The following is a 15,587-nucleotide window of genomic DNA, read 5'->3' on the forward strand; positions in this document are numbered from 1 at the left end:
TCGATGCACAGATCATGTGCACATATCTTATGTACAGCCGGTGCGAATGAGGGTGTTCGGCCGCGTCGTCGCAGGTCAGGGCGCCGGGGTCGGCGATTCGAGCGCGAGGAGGGGAGCCGGTAGAGTGGAACCTCGTTGTGCGAAACGGCGATCCGACCCGTCCGAAGCGATGTCGGTCCGGTTGCGCCCGACGCCTCCCGCCGGCTCCACGTAAGCAGCCGCGGCGCGGCGCGCACGACCGAGACGCTGTTCACGAGAGAAAGCAAGGGCTGTTCGCGTGCGTACCTACACCCCCAAGCCGGGCGACATCGAGCGCGCCTGGCACGTCATCGACGCGACCGACGTCGTGCTCGGGCGCCTCGCGTCCCAGACCGCGCAGCTCCTGCGCGGCAAGCACAAGACGATCTTCGCGCCGCACATCGACACCGGCGACTTCGTCATCATCATCAACGCCGACAAGGTGGCCCTGACCGGCGCCAAGCTGGAGCAGAAGAAGGCGTACAGCCACTCCGGCTACCCGGGCGGCCTGCGCGCCACCTCGTACACCGAGCTCATGGCCAAGAGCCCCGAGCGCGCCGTCGAGAAGGCGATCCGCGGCATGTTGCCGAAGAACTCCCTCGCCCGCGAGCAGATGCGCAAGCTCAAGGTGTACGCCGGCGACACCCACCCGCACCAGGCCCAGAAGCCGGTGCCGTTCGAGATCTCGCAGGTCGCGCAGTAATCGCGCCCGCGATCTGACGCAGGAACAACGAGGAGAACCGTGACCGACTTCACGCCCGACGTCGAGCTCGAAGAGAACGAGCCCGCCGTCTCCGAGTACACCACCGAGTCCGCGGCCGCCCCGGCCGACGGCGGCGAGGTGCGCCGCCCGTCCGCCTCGGCCCCCGGCGCGGCCACCGGCCGCCGCAAGCAGGCCATCGCCCGGGTGCGCATCGTCCCCGGCGCCGGCGAGTGGAAGATCAACGGGCGCACGCTCGAGGAGTACTTCCCGAACAAGGTGCACCAGCAGATCGTCAACGAGCCCCTCAAGGTGCTCGAGCTCGACGGCGCCTACGACGTGCTCGTCCGCGTGCACGGCGGCGGCGCGTCCGGCCAGGCCGGCGCCGTCCGTCTCGGCGTGGCCCGCTCGCTCAACGGGGTCGACGCCGACCTCAACCGCCCGGCCCTGAAGAAGGCCGGCTTCCTGACCCGCGACGCCCGCGTCCCGGAGCGCAAGAAGGCCGGTCTGAAGAAGGCCCGCAAGGCGCCGCAGTACAGCAAGCGCTGATCGCCCTCCCGGCGAAACCCGACGGCGGCCCCGCACCCTGGGAGCATCGATCTCCGAGGGCGGGGTCGCCGTTCGCGTACCCACCCGCGGATCCGCCGGGCACGACGTCCCGCGGATCGACAGGAAGGACCTGTTGCATGGCCAAGCGACTCTTCGGCACGGACGGCGTGCGTGGCCTCGCCAATCGTGACGTCACCGCCGATCTGGCCCTTCGGCTCTCCGTGGCCGCCGCCCACGTGCTCACCGACGGCGCCGCCGCCTCCGGCCACCGCCCGACCGCGGTCGTGGGCCGCGACCCCCGCGCGTCGGGGGAGTTCCTCTCGGCGGCCGTCGTGGCCGGCCTCGCCTCGTCCGGGGTCGACGTGTACGACGCCGGCGTGCTGCCCACCCCGGCCATCGCGTTCCTCACGGCCGAGCTGGACGCCGACCTCGGCGTCATGCTCTCGGCCTCGCACAACGCGATGCCCGACAACGGCATCAAGTTCTTCGCGCGCGGCGGCCACAAGCTCGACGACGCCGTGGAGGACGCCATCGAGGCGCGCCTCGACGACGAGTGGGAGCGACCCACGGGCGACGCGGTCGGCCGGGTGCGCCCCCTCGACGACGGCGACGCCCGCTACGTGGCGCACCTGCTGTCGGCCCTCCCGAACCGACTCGAGGGCCTCACGGTCGTCGTCGACGCCGCGCACGGCGCCGCGAGCCGGGTGTCCCCGCACGCGTTCCGGGCCGCGGGGGCCACGGTGCACGTCATCGGTGGGGAGCCGGACGGGCTCAACATCAACGACGGCTACGGATCGACCCACCTCGGGATGCTCCAGGCGGCCGTCGTCGAGCACGGCGCCCACCTCGGCGTCGCGCACGACGGCGACGCCGACCGGTGCCTCGCCGTCGACCACACGGGCGCGCCCGTCGACGGTGACCAGATCATGGCGATCCTCGCGCTCGCGATGCGCGACCACGGCACGCTGGCGTCGAACACGCTCGTCGCGACGGTGATGAGCAACCTGGGGATGCTCCAGGCGATGGAGCGGGAGGGCGTCGCCGTCCTGCAGACGGGCGTCGGCGACCGGTACGTCCTCGAGGAGATGAAGGCGGGGGGCTTCTCCCTCGGTGGCGAGCAGTCGGGGCACGTCGTGCTCCTCGACCACGCCACCACCGGCGACGGGACCCTCACCGGGCTCCTGCTCGCGGCGCGGGTCGCGGCCACCGGGCGGACCCTCAAGGAGCTCGCCGAGGTCATGTCGCGCCTGCCGCAGTGCATGATCAACGTCAAGGGCGTCGACAAGGACGCCGTGGACGGCGACGAGGGTGTCGCGGCCGCGGTGCGCGACGTCGAGGCGCGGCTGCACGGCACGGGGCGGGTCCTCCTGCGCAAGTCCGGCACCGAGCCCGTCGTCCGCGTCATGGTCGAGGCCCCGACGAACGAGGAGGCCTCGAGCGTCGCCAACGAGCTCGCGGAGGTCGTGCGCGAGCGCCTGTCGCTCTGACACCGACGACGAACGGGCCGGTCACTCCCCGAGTGGGGTGACCGGCCCGTTCGCGTACCCGGGTGGGGTGCCGCTCAGATGCGGAAGTCACCGAGGTGCGAGATGACCTCGGTGCGGCCGTTCGAGAGGTGGTAGACCATGCCGACGACGCCCAGGGTGCCCGCGTCGAGGCGCTGGGCGATGGCCGGTGAGACGACCGGGAGCTGGTGCACGGTGGCGTGGACGTGCTGGACGATGCACTCGTCGAGCGTCCCGTCGCCCTCCGCCTTGGCGGTGGTGACGCTCGGCATGACGCGGTCGACGAGCGCGCGGATGTTGCCGTCGGGGAGTCGACCGGTCTCGTGCGCCCCGACGGTCGCGGCGACCGCGCCGCACGAGGCGTGGCCGACCACGGCGATGAGGGGGGTGTCGAGGTTCTCGACGGCGTAGTCGATGGTCCCGAGCGACGTCGGGCCGATGACGTGGCCGGCCGTCCGCACGACGAAGAGGTCCCCGAGGCCACGGTCGAACACGAGCTCCGGGGGGACGCGGGAGTCGGCGCAGCTGAAGACGACGGCGAAGGGCTCCTGGCCCTGCGTCAGGGCGTCGCGGCGGGCCGTGTGGTGGTTGGGGTAGTGCGGGGCGTTGCCGGTGAACCGGGAGTTGCCCTCGAGGAGGGCAGCGTAGGCCTCGGCGGGGGTGCGGGGCCGCCGGCCGGGGCCGGGAGCGACCGAGGGCGCGACGACGGGGGCGGGCGCGACCGGCGCCTGGTGGGCGACCGGCGCCTGGTGGGCGACCGGGGGCTGGTAGGCGACCGGGACCCCCGAAGTGAGGTCGAGGGCCCGCGCCGGCGCGGGCACCGCCACCGGGTACGTCGCCGGCGGCGCGGGGGTCAGGTCCAGGCCCGGGGTCGCGGTCGGCTGCTGCTCGACGACGGTGGTGGGCTGGGTCTGCGGGGCGGCGTCCGCGGTGGCGTCGTGGAACGGCGTGGTCGTCGTCATCATCATCCTCGGAGCAGGGACCGACGACCCTCAGGTTGTCGCGGGGCGCTACTCCGATCGGCCGACCGTGGCCGGAGTTAACGGCGCTCGCCGCACTCGTGGGGCGTGGCTCCCGAGCTCGACGCGTCGAGGCCGCAGTCCTCGAGATCTACTGGAGGGTCAGGTCCCCGGCGCTGGCCACGACGCGTGCGCGCCCGTCCGTCAACGTGTAGGTGAGCCCGACGATGGCGAGACGCCCGTCCGCGATGCGCTCGGCGAGGCAGCGCGATCGATCCTGCAGCAGGGTCACGGTCTGCCGGACGTGCTCGCGCCCCACCTCGTCGGGTGCGGTCTCGTGTGCCCGGAACGAGGCGGTGACGCTGGGGGTGACGCGCTCGACGAGATCCCGCATGAAGCCGGGCGGCATCGAGCCCTCCTCGAAGGCGCGGATCGAGGCGGCGATGGCCCCGCACGAGTCGTGGCCCAGCACGACGATGAGGGGGACGTCGAGCTCCTGGGCGCCGAACTCGAGCGACCCCAGCGAGGTCGTGTCGACGACGTGACCCGCGGTGCGCACGACGAACAGGTCGCCGAGGCCCCGGTCGAAGATCACCTCGGCGGCGACCCGCGAATCAGAGCATCCGAAGAACGTGGCGAAGGGGCGCTGCCCCCCGGCCAGCTCCTGTCGCCGGGCGGCGTCCTGGTTCGGATGCAGCGGGGTGCCGGCCACGAACCGGGCGTTGCCGTCGGACAGCTCGGCCCACGCCTGGGCCGGGGTGTGGGGGCGCGGGGCGAGCGGGGGCGCGGTCACGTCAGGCCCGGACGCGTGGGGATGGTCCGTGCCACCGTCGACGGACCGACCTCGGCGAAGAAGTCGTTGCCCTTGTCGTCGACGACGATGAAGGCCGGGAAGTCCTCGACCTCGATGCGCCAGACCGCCTCCATGCCGAGCTCGGGGTACTCGAGGACCTCCACCTTCTTGATGCAGTCCTGGGCCAGGCGGGCGGCGGGGCCGCCGATCGAGCCGAGGTAGAAGCCGCCGTGCGCCGCGCAGGCCTTCGTCACCGCCGCGCTGCGGTTGCCCTTCGCGAGCATGACCATCGAGCCGCCCGCGGCCTGGAACTCGTCGACGTAGGAGTCCATGCGACCCGCGGTCGTCGGGCCGAACGACCCGCTGGCCATGCCCGCGGGGGTCTTGGCGGGCCCCGCGTAGTAGACGGGATGGTCCTTGAGGTACTGCGGCATGTCGTCGCCGGCCTCGAGTCGCTCGCGGATCTTCGCGTGGGCGATGTCGCGGGCCACGACGAGCGTCCCGGTCAGCGACAGGCGGGTCTTGACGGGGTGCCGGCTCAGCTCGGCGAGGATCTCGGGCATCGGGCGGGACAGGTCGATCTCGACCACGGCGCCCCGGCCCGTCGACGCGGCACCCACCGGCGCCTCGGCGGCGGCGTCCTCGTCGGAGAGGTGGTGGTGGGTGGTGTCGGGCAGGTAGTGCGCCGGGTCGGTCTCGAGCTGCTCGAGGAAGACGCCCTCGGCGGTGATCTTGGCGCGGGCCTGCCGGTCGGCCGAGCACGAGACGGCGATGGCGACGGGCAACGACGCGCCGTGGCGGGGGAGGCGTACGACGCGGACGTCGTGGCAGAAGTACTTGCCGCCGAACTGCGCGCCGATGCCGAGCTCCGCGGTGAGCCGGTGCACCTGGGCCTCGAGCTCGACGTCGCGGAAGCCGCGGCCGGTGGCCGCGTCGCCGGTGCGGGGGAGCTCGTCGAGGTACCGGGCGCTCGCGTACTTGGCCGTCTTGAGCGCGAACTCGGCCGACGTGCCACCGATGACGACGGCGAGGTGGTACGGCGGGCAGGCGGCGGTGCCGAGCGAGGCGATCTTCTCGCGGAGGAAGTCGAGGAGCCGGTTCGGCGAGAGGATCGCCTTGGTCTCCTGGTACAGGAACGACTTGTTCGCCGACCCGCCGCCCTTGGCCATGAAGAGGAACTTGTACCCGGTCTCGTGCCCGGGGGCGGTGTCCGCGTACAGCTCGATCTGGGCGGGCAGGTTGGTGCCCGTGTTCCGCTCCTCCCACATCGTCACGGGCGCCATCTGGCTGTACCTGAGGTTGAGGCTCGTGTAGGCGTCGTGGACGCCGCGCGCGATGGCCGCCTCGTCGTCCCCCGCGGTGAGGACGTGCTGCCCCCGCTTGCCCATGACGATGGCCGTGCCGGTGTCCTGGCACATCGGCAGGATGCCGCCGCTGGCGATGTTCGCGTTCTTCAACAGGTCGAGGGCGACGAACTTGTCGTTGTCGCTCGCCTCGGGGTCGTCGAGGATCGTCCGCAGCTGCGCCAGGTGGCCCGGCCGCAGGTAGTGGGCGATGTCGTGCATCGCGGTCGCCGTGAGCAGGCGCAGCGCCTCCGGTGCGACCTCCAGGAACGTGCGCCCGCCGGGGCCCTCGACCGTCCGGACGCCGTCGGTGGTCAGGAGGCGATAGGGCGTCGGGTCGTCACCCAGGGGGAGAAGATCCTCGTAGGCGAACTCGGGCATGTCGACTCCTGTCGTCCTCGCCGCGCTGTCCGGCGACGGGCCGCCACGGCCGGTCGCCTCGCCGGGACCTGCCCGGCTCGCGATTCGACGATCAGGGTAGCCGGGTCGCCGCGCCCCGCGGCGCCCGGCGGCGGCGGCGCGTGCCCGCCCCGAGGCGCGCCGGCCGGGTCACGCGTAGGCGGGGTCGAGCTCGTCGCGCCGGGGCGGGTTGGCGCCCGCGCGTGAGACGGTGATGGCGGCCGCCGCGAGGGCACGGTTGAGGGCCGGCTCCAGGTCGTCGATCGACGCGCCGCGGAGCCGTTCGCGCGCCTGGGTGTCGCCGAGGTACCCGAGGTCGAGCAGGCCCGAGATGAGGCCCGCCATGAACGAGTCGCCCGCCCCGACGGTGTCGACGACGTCGGCGGCGCCGAGCCCGACGTGGCGGATCTCGTCGCCGAGGCACACGAGGGCGCCGTCGCCACCGCGGGTGATGAGCCCGAGGGGGACGCCGAGGCCCTGCCAGCGGCGCAGGGCGTCCTCGAGGGAGAGGCCGTCGTAGAGCCACTCGATGTCCTCGTCGCTCGCCTTGACCACGTCCGCGAGGGCGGCGAGCCGCTCGATCTGCTCGAGCACGGACGCGGCCGTGAGCATGATCTTGGGCCGGGCGTTCGGGTCGTAGGACACCGTCCCGGTCTCGCGGGCGCGCTCGACGACGGTGACGAGGTCGTCGGCGCCGGGGCGCATGGTGCCGGCGATCGACCCGGTGTGGAAGTGCGTCCCCGGGGCGACCTCGAGGCCCGGGTCGATCTCCCACGTGAGGTCGAAGGTGTAGGTGGCGGCGCCGTGGTCGTCGAGGTTCGCCTGAGCGGTGGGCGTCCGCTCCGCGTCGGCGCTGCGATCGGTCACCTCGACGTCCTCCTCCGCCAGCGCGGCGAGGATGCGCTCGCCCCGCTCGTCGTGGGCGACGTGGGTGGCGAGGCGCGTGCGGTGACCCAGCCGCGACAGGCCGATGGCGACGTTCGCCGGCGAACCGCCGACGTGTTCCGCCGTCCCGGTCCGGGACGTGACGATGTCGATGAGGGCTTCTCCGGCGACGATGACGGGCGCGTGCATGCTGGACACCGTAGTGCCCGAGCGGGGCCGGTGCGGGCCGATGCGGACCGGCATTCTTGTTCCGCGGCCCGCCCCTTGCGCACGGCCGTTCCGCCGGTGGGGGAGGATGGCTCCATGCCCGACACGGATCCGCAGCCCGCCGCGACGCCGACCCCGCCGTCGGGGTCGACGAACGGTGGGACGAGGGCGGCGACGCCGGCGGCGTCGGGATCGGGAACGGGCGCGCCCGCCCGCAAGCGTCGCGGTGGTGGCATGCGCAGCCTCGTGCTGTCGATGCTCGTTCTCCTCGCCTTCGTGCTCGCGTGGTCGGCGCTCACCCCCCGGCCCGCCGGGCGCTCGTTGCCGCCGGTCGACGCCGCGTCGTCGGCCCGGACGGTCGCCGCGCAGACGGGCTGGCCGCTGCGGTTCGCGGCCACGCCGCCCGCGGGGTGGCGTCCGACGAGCGTCTCGTACGGCCCCGTCCCGGCGGGTCCGACGGTGTGGCGGGTGGGCTACCACGACGGGGAGGACCGGCGCTACCTCTCCGTCCAGCAGACGCGCTCGGCCCCGGGGGCCGCGCTGGACGGCTGGGTGTCGGCGCAGACGTACGGCGGCCGGGACACGGGCACCGTCTCCGCCGGCGGGCTGACGTGGAGCAGGAGGCTCGCCGAGGGCGACCCCACGCGGCGTTCGCTCGTCGCCCGTGACGAGGCGACGCAGATGACGTACGTCCTCGTCGGGGCCGCGGAGGAGGAGGACCTGCGCGCCTTCGCCGCCGCCCTCACCCCGTACCGGGCGGGTTGACCACGCCCCGATCGGCGCCCGCGGGAGCGGCCCGGATGATCCGGGGTCGACCCAGGCCGCGTCAGCCGTCCTCGGCCACCCGGTGCTCCAGGCGTTCCTGGGCGCCGTCGAGCCACCGCGTGCAGTGCGCCGCGAGCGCCTCCCCGCGCTCCCACAACCGCATGCTCTCCTCGAGCTCGGTCCGGCCCGCCTCCAACCGGGACACGATCGAGACGAGCTCGTCGCGCGCCTGCTCGTAGCCCATCCCGGCGATGTCGGCGTGTTCCGCCGTCGGCCCCGCCGCGACCTCGTCCGACGAGCCGGTGTCCGCGGGTGTCGCGGGGGTGGCGGCCGACGTCTGCGCCGGGTCGGGGGTGGGGTCGTCGCTGCCGGTCGGGGTCTCGTCGGTCATGACGTCCTCTCGGGTCGGGGGTTGTTCTTCGTCCTCGCGGTCTGCGTCCTCGCGGTCTTCGGCCGCGTCGCCTGCTTCGTCTTCGGTGCCGTCGTCGGCGCGGCCGCGACCGGCCCGGGGCGGTGGGCGTCGGCGGCGGTGACCGGCCGGACGCCGAAGTCGCCGCGGGCGACGCGGACGCGGAGCACCTCGTCGACCTCCACGTCCTCCCGGTCGACGACGACGCGCCCGTCGGCGTGCTGGACGACGGCGTATCCCCGTTCGAGGGTCGACTGCGGCGAGAGGGCTCGGACCTGGGCCGCGAGATGGTCGATCCGGTCGCTCGCGCGATGGACCCGGACGAGCAGTGCCCGGCGGGCGGCGACCCGGGCCCGCTCGAGCTCGGCCCGGCGCGGGGCGAGCATGTCCTGGGGCGAGGAGAGGACCGGGCGGCTGCGCAGGTCGTCGAGCCGGCGCCGCTCGGCGGCGAATCGTCCGACCACGGCGCCGCCGAGGCGCCCGCGCAGGGAGTCGACGCCGGCCCGCTCGGCGGCCGCGTCGGGGACGACGCGCTTGGCGGCGTCGGTCGGGGTGGACGCGCGCACGTCGGCGACGAAGTCGAGCAGCGGCGTGTCCACGTCGTGGCCGATCGCGCTGACCACCGGGGTGACGGCGCCGGCGACCGCGCGGACGAGGGACTCGTTCGAGAACGGCAGCAGGTCCTCGAAGGACCCGCCACCGCGGGTGAGCACGATGACGTCGACCTCGGGGTGCGCGTCCAGCTCCTCGAGGGCCCGGCGGACCGCGAGGACGGCGTCGGTGCCCTGCACGGGCACCTCACGGATCTCGAAGCGGACCGACGGCCACCGCCGGCGGGCGTTCTCGACGACGTCCCGCTCGGCGGCGCTGTTGCGACCGCACACGAGGCCGACGAGGCGCGGCACGAACGGCAACGGCTTCTTGCGGTCCGGAGCGAACAGCCCCTCGGCGGCGAGGAGCTGCTTGAGGTGCTCGAGGCGCAGCAGCAGCTCGCCCTCGCCGACGGGGCGGATCTCGCGGGCGTCGAGCTGGAGGGTGCCGCGGCGGGCCCAGAAGGTGGGTTTGGCGTGCACGACGACCCGGGAGCCGTCGCGCAGCGGCATTCCGAGCGCGTCGAGGGTCCGGGCCGCGACCGACACCGACAGCGACATGTCGACGTCCGCGTCGCGCAGGGTGAGGAAGCACGTGGACGCCCCGCCGCGGCGGTTGAGCTGCACGACCTGCCCCTCGACCCACAACGGCGACATCTTGTCGACGTAGTCGGAGATCTTCATCGAGAGCAGCCGGACCGGCCACGGCGCGTCGGCGCGCGTGTCCGCGGCGCGTTCGGGCAGGGCGGGGCTCACGGGCACGAGTATGTCGCGCACGTCTCGACGGGCCGGGCAGGGGCGGTGTCGGCGGGCGTGGCGAGCCGCGGCCCGGTGGGTTCGAGCGGCGAGCGGCGGTGAGCGAAGGCGAGCGTGCGAGCCGGCGTGAGCGGGTCAGAGGGCGCGAATGCGACGAGCGGCCCCCGGTGCGTTCACCGTGCGCCCAGGCGGCCTCCCTACGATGGGGGCGTGACCGATGCGAAGAGAGTCCTGCTCGCCGCCCCCCGCGGCTACTGCGCCGGCGTCGACCGCGCGGTGGTCACCGTGGAGAAGGCCCTCGAGCTGTACGGCGCCCCCGTGTACGTCCGCAAGGAGATCGTGCACAACAAGCACGTCGTCGCGGTCCTGCAGCGCCGCGGCGCGATCTTCGTCGACGAGACCGACGAGGTGCCTGAGGGTGCGACCGTCGTGTTCTCCGCGCACGGGGTGGCCCCCGTCGTGCACGAGCAGGCGCGGGAACGCTCGCTCAAGGCCATCGACGCGACGTGCCCGCTCGTGACGAAGGTGCACAAGGAGGCGAAACGCTTCGCCGACTCCGACTTCGACATCCTCCTCATCGGGCACGAGGGCCACGAGGAGGTCGTGGGCACCGCGGGGGAGGCCCCCGAGCACATCACGCTCGTCGACGGCCCCGAGGATGTCGCCAACGTGCAGGTCAGGGACCCCGAGAAGGTCGTCTGGCTGTCGCAGACGACGCTGAGCGTCGACGAGACGATGGAGACGGTGCGGCGTCTGCGGGAGCGGTTCCCGAGCCTGCAGGACCCGCCGAGCGACGACATCTGCTACGCGACGCAGAACCGGCAGCTCGCGGTCCGCCAGATGGCGCCCGACACCGACCTCATGATCGTCGTCGGCTCGCGCAACTCGTCCAACTCCGTGCGCCTCGTGGAGGTCGCGCTCGAGTACGGCGCCCGGGCCGGCCACCTCGTCGACTACGCGGACGAGATCGACCCCGCCTGGTTCGAGGGCGTGGGCACGGTCGGCGTGACGAGCGGGGCGTCGGTGCCCGAGATCCTCGTCAACGACGTGCTCGACCACCTCGCGGAGCTCGGCTACACCGACGTCGCCCCGGTGACGTCGGCCACGGAGAGCCTGCTGTTCGCCCTGCCCGCCGACCTGCGCCGCGACCTCAAGGCGCGCGGCATCGCCTTCGACGCGAAGGTCAAGAGCGACGCCGGGGCCTCCCTGCGCTGAATCCCATGGGGGGATCGGCCTGAACCACGGCCCGGCCCCGGGTTCGGCGGGCAGGGGCCGACGGCCGGCGTCACGCCGGGTGCTCACGCTCGCTGCGCGGCGTCTGTGCCCGGCGTCGTTCGCGGTCGAGGGCCAGGTCGTCGCGCCGGGCCGCCCCGTCGTCGGCGGTCTCGAGCAGCTCGACGGCGGTGAGGGGCCGCGGCGCCACGTCGACGGCGCTGACCACCGGCGGTTGCTCGTGGGCCAGCCCGAGGTCGTGCATGCGGCGGGCGGTGACGAGCACCCTCGACTCGAGTGCTCCGACGAGCCCGTTGTACGTCTCGACGCTGCGGCGCAGCGACGCGCCCATCTTCGAGACGTGCCCGCCGAGCGTCCCGAGCCGCGCGTACAGGTCGTGGCCGAGCTCGAGCAGCTCGCGGGCGTTCTCGGTCAGGGACTCCTGACGCCACGCGTACGCCACGGTCCGCAGCAGGGCGAGCAGCGTGGCGGGGGAGGCGAGGACGACGCCGCGGCCGAGCGCGTGGTCGTACAGCGCGGGATCGGAGCCCAGGGCCGCGGCGAGGGTGGCGTCGGACGGGACGAAGCAGACCACGAGCTCGGGCGAGGTCTCGAACGCCGTCCAGTACTCCTTCTTCGCGAGGGTGTCGACGTGGCCGCGCAGCGACGTGGCGTGCGACCGCAGGAGGCCGGCCCGGTCGGCGTCGTCGACGTCGGTGCCCTGGGCGGCGAGGAAGGCCGTCAGCGGCGCCTTCGCGTCGACGACGAGGCACTTGCCGCCGGGCAGGTGGACGACGATGTCGGGGCGCACCGCGACGCCCCCCCGGGTCGTGCCGGACACCTGCTCGTCGAAGTCGCAGCGGGCCAGCAGGCCCGCGTGTTCGAGGATCCGCCGCAGTTGCGTCTCGCCCCAGACCCCCCGCGTGGTCGACGAGTTGAGCGAGCCGGCGAGCGAGGCCGTCTCCTCGTGGAGGCGCCGGGTCGTGGCCGAGACCTCGCCGAGTCGCTCGCCGAGCTCCCCGAACTGCTCGACCCGGTCGCGCTCGAGGACCCCCACCTGGCGTTCCACGCGGGTCAGGGCGCTCGCGAGGGGCGCGAGCACCGCGGTGACCGCGTCGTCGGCCTCGTCGCGCCCCCGCAGGTCCTCGACCCGGGAGCGGAGGGCGTCGCGTTCGGCGCCGGCGGCGGCCAGCGGGGCGACGTACCTCGCGCGCACGAGGAGCCAGGTGAACGCGGCGCCGAGGAGCAGGCCCGCGACCAGCGCGAGCACGTGGGTGCTGTCCATGACCACACGGTGACAGCCGGCACCGACAAGGTCGCCGACGCCCGGCCCGGACGGGAGGTGTCGCGCGGGCGACTAGACTCCTGTCCCCGTGGCACTCACCATCGGAATCGTCGGTCTCCCCAACGTCGGCAAGAGCACGATGTTCAACGCGCTCACGAAGAACAACGTGCTCGCGGCGAACTACCCCTTCGCGACCATCGAGCCGAATGTCGGGGTCGTCCCGCTGCCGGATCCGCGTCTGAAGACGCTCGCCGGGATCTTCGGCAGCGAGAAGATCCTCCCCGCGACGGTGAGCTTCGTCGACATCGCCGGCATCGTCCGCGGCGCGTCCACGGGGGAGGGGCTGGGCAACAAGTTCCTCGCGAACATCCGCGAGGCCGACGCGATCTGCCAGGTCATCCGCGCGTTCGACGACGACGACGTCACCCACGTCGACGGCAAGGTGAGCCCCAAGGACGACATCGAGACGATCAACACCGAGCTGATCCTCGCCGACCTGCAGACCCTCGAGCGCGCGATCCCGCGCCTCGAGAAGGAGGTCAAGGGCAAGAAGACCGACAAGGCGATCCTCGACGCGGCCGTGGCCGCGAACGAGGTCCTCGAGGTGGGCGACACGCTTTTCGCCAAGGCCGGTGAGCTGGCGGCGAAGGGCACCGATGTGGCCCTGCTGCGCGAGCTCGGGCTCATGACGACCAAGCCGTTCCTCTACGTCTTCAACGTCGACGAGGACCAGCTCACCGACACCGACCTGCAGGACCGCCTCCAGGCGCTCGTCAGCCCGGCCGAGGCGATCTTCCTCGACGCCAAGCTCGAGATGGACCTCGCCGAGCTCGACGAGGCGGAGGCCGCCGAGCTGCTCGAGTCGGTCGGGGTCACCGAGCCGGGCCTGGAGCAGCTCGCCCACAAGGGGTTCCGCACGCTCGGGCTGCAGACCTACCTCACCGCGGGCCCCAAGGAGTCGCGCGCGTGGACGATCCACACGGGCTGGACCGCCCCCCAGGCCGCGGGCGTCATCCACACGGACTTCCAGAAGGGCTTCATCAAGGCCGAGATCGTCTCGTTCGACGACCTCGTGGCCGCCGGCTCCATGGCCGACGCCAAGGCCGCGGGCAAGGTGCGCATGGAGGGCAAGGACTACGTCATGGCCGACGGCGATGTCGTGGAGTTCAGATTTTCAAACTAACCTCTGAGGTCATCCGCAGAAGAGGACTTTAGTCCTCGAATGCGAAGTCGCAACGCGTTTGCAGCGAACCTTGCGGCCTCCGGGGTTCCGAAGGCGGCATGGAAGTCGGGGTTCGTTTCGTACTGGTCCGCGAGACCTCGGATCATGTCGACGGACTTCGCCGTATCGCCTGCGTGGGTAGGAGTTCCCGGAATCTCCTTGAACCATTCCAGATGAACTGACGCGTGCTCTTGCGCTACGGCCGAGTCCAGTTCATGCCCGTCTTCCTGGATCTCACGCCACTGAGCCAGCAGGGCGTCGGCTCTGGCTTTCCATTCCTTCTGCTGCTGGACCGATTTCCCATGCCACCACCGATTCGATGCGTCGAATGCTTCCCGGCCCCAGCGCTCGACGACCTCAGTCTCATATCGGTCATTGAATCCCTCGAGCATGACATCCATGCGAGGTTCGCGGCCCTGGCGACGCATGGACAAAGTGTGCTCCACCGCGTTGATGCGTCGATTCAGAGAGTCGCGTTCCCTAGCGAGATGCTCCAAGTGCCCGGTGAGCGCTTGGACTTCCACCTCAGGAGTTGTGGGCACATCAAGTACGTCCGCGATGTCGGCCAGCGGCATGCCCGTTTCTCGCAACAGCAGGATTCGCTGCAGGCGGGAGACTGCGTCGGGCCCGTAGTACCGGTAACCGTTGGACCCGACGCGGTCTGGCTCGAGCAGCCCAATCTGGTGGTAGTGACGCAGCGTTCGCCCGCTGATGCCCGCACGTTCTGCGAGCTCGTGCACGGTCCACTCCACGGACTGCCTCCAGCTGGTTGACGTCGTTCTCATTCTTCCCGATTGAGGCGCAAGCCCAGTTGAGGCGCGGCGACACGCAGAACCTCGTCCACAGGCACGGCAATGCTCTGTGCCGCAGTGGCTCCTGTGGCATCGAGGTAGGCGCGAACTAGCCGTATGCCGGCTGCGTAGCCAGCACCCGTGGGCAGACCAACTGGCTCTGCGCCGAGGAGGCGCGCGCTCGCGTCACCATGCACCCACGCCGTGAAGTTCTGCATGCCTGTGACGTGCAGCCCGCTTGCGACCTTCGCAAGGACTTCGGCATCGTTGTGGGTGCTTTCACTGACGAAATGCGTGTACCCGCGGTCGCCGAACAGCTCCGCAGCGAACACGTCCGCAAGCCCTTCCGAGATTACCTGCTCGCCGACGGTGACCGTCATCGGGTCCCATACGACTCCGCCCGGCGAGTACCGCACATTGTGGTGCAGTTCATGAACGGCAATCGCTTCGAGTCGCTCCAGAACCTGGGGCGTGGGCCAGACGGTGATGGTGATGTAGCCGCTGATTCCACCGAATGCGGACAGCCCCTGGATCTCGTCGACGAAGTGCTTGTTGTCGGGATCGCCTAACACGAGGAGCACCTGCAGATCGGGCACCTCGATGCCCGGGGCAGCTGCCCGGAGTGCCGCGGCTCCGGACTCGAGCGCCGTAGTGATGCGGTTCCAGGCGTCTGCCTCGACGAGACGCTCGAGGGCCCCCTGGATCGGTTCGGTTGCGCCCTCCCAGTCGAAGCCGAAGTTCTGTCGGTGCACGGTGGCCATGTCGACCCCTCCCGGGATGAAGTGGTACATCCCAGCCAGGGGAGACCACATCTCACGGACCAGATCGGCGCGGTCATCGGGTGTCGCTGCGAGCACTCGGCGCATGCTCGACGCGCTGTCAATCACTGAAATAGTCATAGCAAGAGACGGTAAACCTTGCCGTTACGACAAGGTCAAACCCGGGGAGTAGCTAACTTCTCCAGAGGTTGGTATCTGCGGCGACGTGGTGGATTTTAGATTTTCGGTCTAACCCGGATCGTTCACGAGACTCGGGTGTGATCGGCGCGTAGAAGCACGGAAGTGCCTGTCCAGCAGGAAAACTTGGGTTTGCGACGACTCAAGGTTTCCGAACCGGAAGGCACTCCGTAGGTGAAGCGTACTTCGTGGTCTACCGGCTTGTCCGTGACCTCCGATGGTGTCGGCGTGGTGGCCCATGCG

General features: G+C 71.7%; 15 protein-coding genes. 6 read left to right on the forward strand and 9 right to left on the reverse strand.

The window, feature by feature from the left end:
- The first annotated feature begins 277 nt into the window (after window positions 1-277).
- The 3 genes from rplM to glmM all read left to right on the forward strand — a co-directional run bounded on the left by rplM (window position 278) and on the right by glmM (window position 2,754).
- Entirely contained in the window at window positions 278-721 is a 444-nt protein-coding gene (gene rplM, locus ICW24_RS11150) for a 50S ribosomal protein L13 (RefSeq protein WP_226345769.1), read from the forward strand.
- Window positions 722-760: 39 nt separating this feature from the next.
- Window positions 761-1,267 (forward strand): 30S ribosomal protein S9, encoded by a 507-nt coding sequence (gene rpsI, locus ICW24_RS11155; RefSeq protein WP_226345770.1) that lies wholly within the window; start codon window positions 761-763, stop codon window positions 1,265-1,267.
- Window positions 1,268-1,404: 137 nt separating this feature from the next.
- Window positions 1,405-2,754: a phosphoglucosamine mutase gene (gene glmM, locus ICW24_RS11160; RefSeq protein ID WP_226345771.1), complete on the forward strand. Its 1,350-nt coding sequence runs from the start codon at window positions 1,405-1,407 to the stop codon at window positions 2,752-2,754.
- Window positions 2,755-2,828: 74 nt separating this feature from the next.
- On the opposite strand, the gene ICW24_RS11165 is transcribed toward glmM, so the two are convergent.
- The 4 genes from ICW24_RS11165 to ICW24_RS11180 all read right to left on the reverse strand — a co-directional run bounded on the left by ICW24_RS11165 (window position 2,829) and on the right by ICW24_RS11180 (window position 7,340).
- Entirely contained in the window at window positions 2,829-3,734 is a 906-nt protein-coding gene (locus ICW24_RS11165) for a carbonic anhydrase (protein ID WP_226345772.1), read from the reverse strand.
- A 148-nt stretch (window positions 3,735-3,882) separates the two neighbouring features.
- Window positions 3,883-4,524: a carbonic anhydrase gene (locus ICW24_RS11170; RefSeq protein WP_226345773.1), complete on the reverse strand. Its 642-nt coding sequence runs from the start codon at window positions 4,522-4,524 to the stop codon at window positions 3,883-3,885.
- Window positions 4,521-6,248 (reverse strand): fumarate hydratase, encoded by a 1,728-nt coding sequence (locus ICW24_RS11175; RefSeq protein ID WP_226345774.1) that lies wholly within the window; start codon window positions 6,246-6,248, stop codon window positions 4,521-4,523. Before ICW24_RS11175 ends, ICW24_RS11170 begins: the two co-directional genes overlap by 4 nt.
- Before the next feature lie 168 nt (window positions 6,249-6,416).
- Entirely contained in the window at window positions 6,417-7,340 is a 924-nt protein-coding gene (locus ICW24_RS11180) for a carbohydrate kinase family protein (protein WP_226345775.1), read from the reverse strand.
- A gap of 114 nt (window positions 7,341-7,454) precedes the next feature.
- On the opposite strand from ICW24_RS11180, the gene ICW24_RS11185 reads away from it, so the two are divergent.
- The gene (locus ICW24_RS11185) at window positions 7,455-8,123 is read left to right on the forward strand and encodes a DUF4245 domain-containing protein (protein WP_226345776.1); all 669 of its coding nucleotides are present in this window, start codon (window positions 7,455-7,457) and stop codon (window positions 8,121-8,123) included.
- Between the two features lie 61 nt (window positions 8,124-8,184).
- Here the strand turns inward: ICW24_RS11185 and ICW24_RS19930 are convergent, their stop codons facing one another.
- Together ICW24_RS19930 and xseA are read right to left on the reverse strand one after the other, a co-directional pair.
- Window positions 8,185-8,514 carry an exodeoxyribonuclease VII small subunit gene (locus ICW24_RS19930; RefSeq protein ID WP_264176473.1) on the reverse strand — a complete coding sequence of 110 codons (330 nt, stop codon included), beginning with the start codon at window positions 8,512-8,514 and terminating at the stop codon, window positions 8,185-8,187.
- The gene (gene xseA, locus ICW24_RS11195; protein WP_226345777.1) at window positions 8,511-9,878 is read right to left on the reverse strand and encodes an exodeoxyribonuclease VII large subunit; all 1,368 of its coding nucleotides are present in this window, start codon (window positions 9,876-9,878) and stop codon (window positions 8,511-8,513) included. Before xseA ends, ICW24_RS19930 begins: the two co-directional genes overlap by 4 nt.
- Window positions 9,879-10,088: 210 nt before the next feature.
- Between xseA and ICW24_RS11200 the strand changes: the two genes are divergently transcribed.
- On the forward strand, window positions 10,089-11,093 hold the full coding sequence (locus ICW24_RS11200; RefSeq protein ID WP_226345778.1) for a 4-hydroxy-3-methylbut-2-enyl diphosphate reductase: 1,005 nt from the start codon (window positions 10,089-10,091) through the stop codon (window positions 11,091-11,093).
- Between the two features lie 70 nt (window positions 11,094-11,163).
- On the opposite strand, the gene ICW24_RS11205 is transcribed toward ICW24_RS11200, so the two are convergent.
- Complete coding sequence (locus ICW24_RS11205; RefSeq protein ID WP_226345779.1) at window positions 11,164-12,375, reverse strand: DNA recombination protein RmuC; 1,212 nt, start codon at window positions 12,373-12,375, stop codon at window positions 11,164-11,166.
- 88 nt (window positions 12,376-12,463) lie between these two features.
- Between ICW24_RS11205 and ychF the strand changes: the two genes are divergently transcribed.
- On the forward strand, window positions 12,464-13,558 hold the full coding sequence (gene ychF, locus ICW24_RS11210) for a redox-regulated ATPase YchF (protein ID WP_226345780.1): 1,095 nt from the start codon (window positions 12,464-12,466) through the stop codon (window positions 13,556-13,558).
- On the opposite strand, the gene ICW24_RS11215 is transcribed toward ychF, so the two are convergent.
- A complete protein-coding gene (locus ICW24_RS11215; protein ID WP_226345781.1) occupies window positions 13,555-14,349 on the reverse strand; it encodes a MerR family transcriptional regulator in 795 nt (264 codons plus the stop codon). The two genes, ychF and ICW24_RS11215, sit on opposite strands and share 4 nt — an antisense overlap.
- Window positions 14,350-14,378: 29 nt before the next feature.
- On the reverse strand, window positions 14,379-15,179 hold the full coding sequence (locus ICW24_RS11220; protein WP_226345782.1) for a DUF2268 domain-containing putative Zn-dependent protease: 801 nt from the start codon (window positions 15,177-15,179) through the stop codon (window positions 14,379-14,381).
- Window positions 15,180-15,587 lie beyond the last annotated feature (408 nt).

The organism is Agilicoccus flavus (genome assembly GCF_014857905.1).
In the GTDB taxonomy this organism is placed as follows: domain Bacteria; phylum Actinomycetota; class Actinomycetes; order Actinomycetales; family Dermatophilaceae; genus Agilicoccus; species Agilicoccus flavus.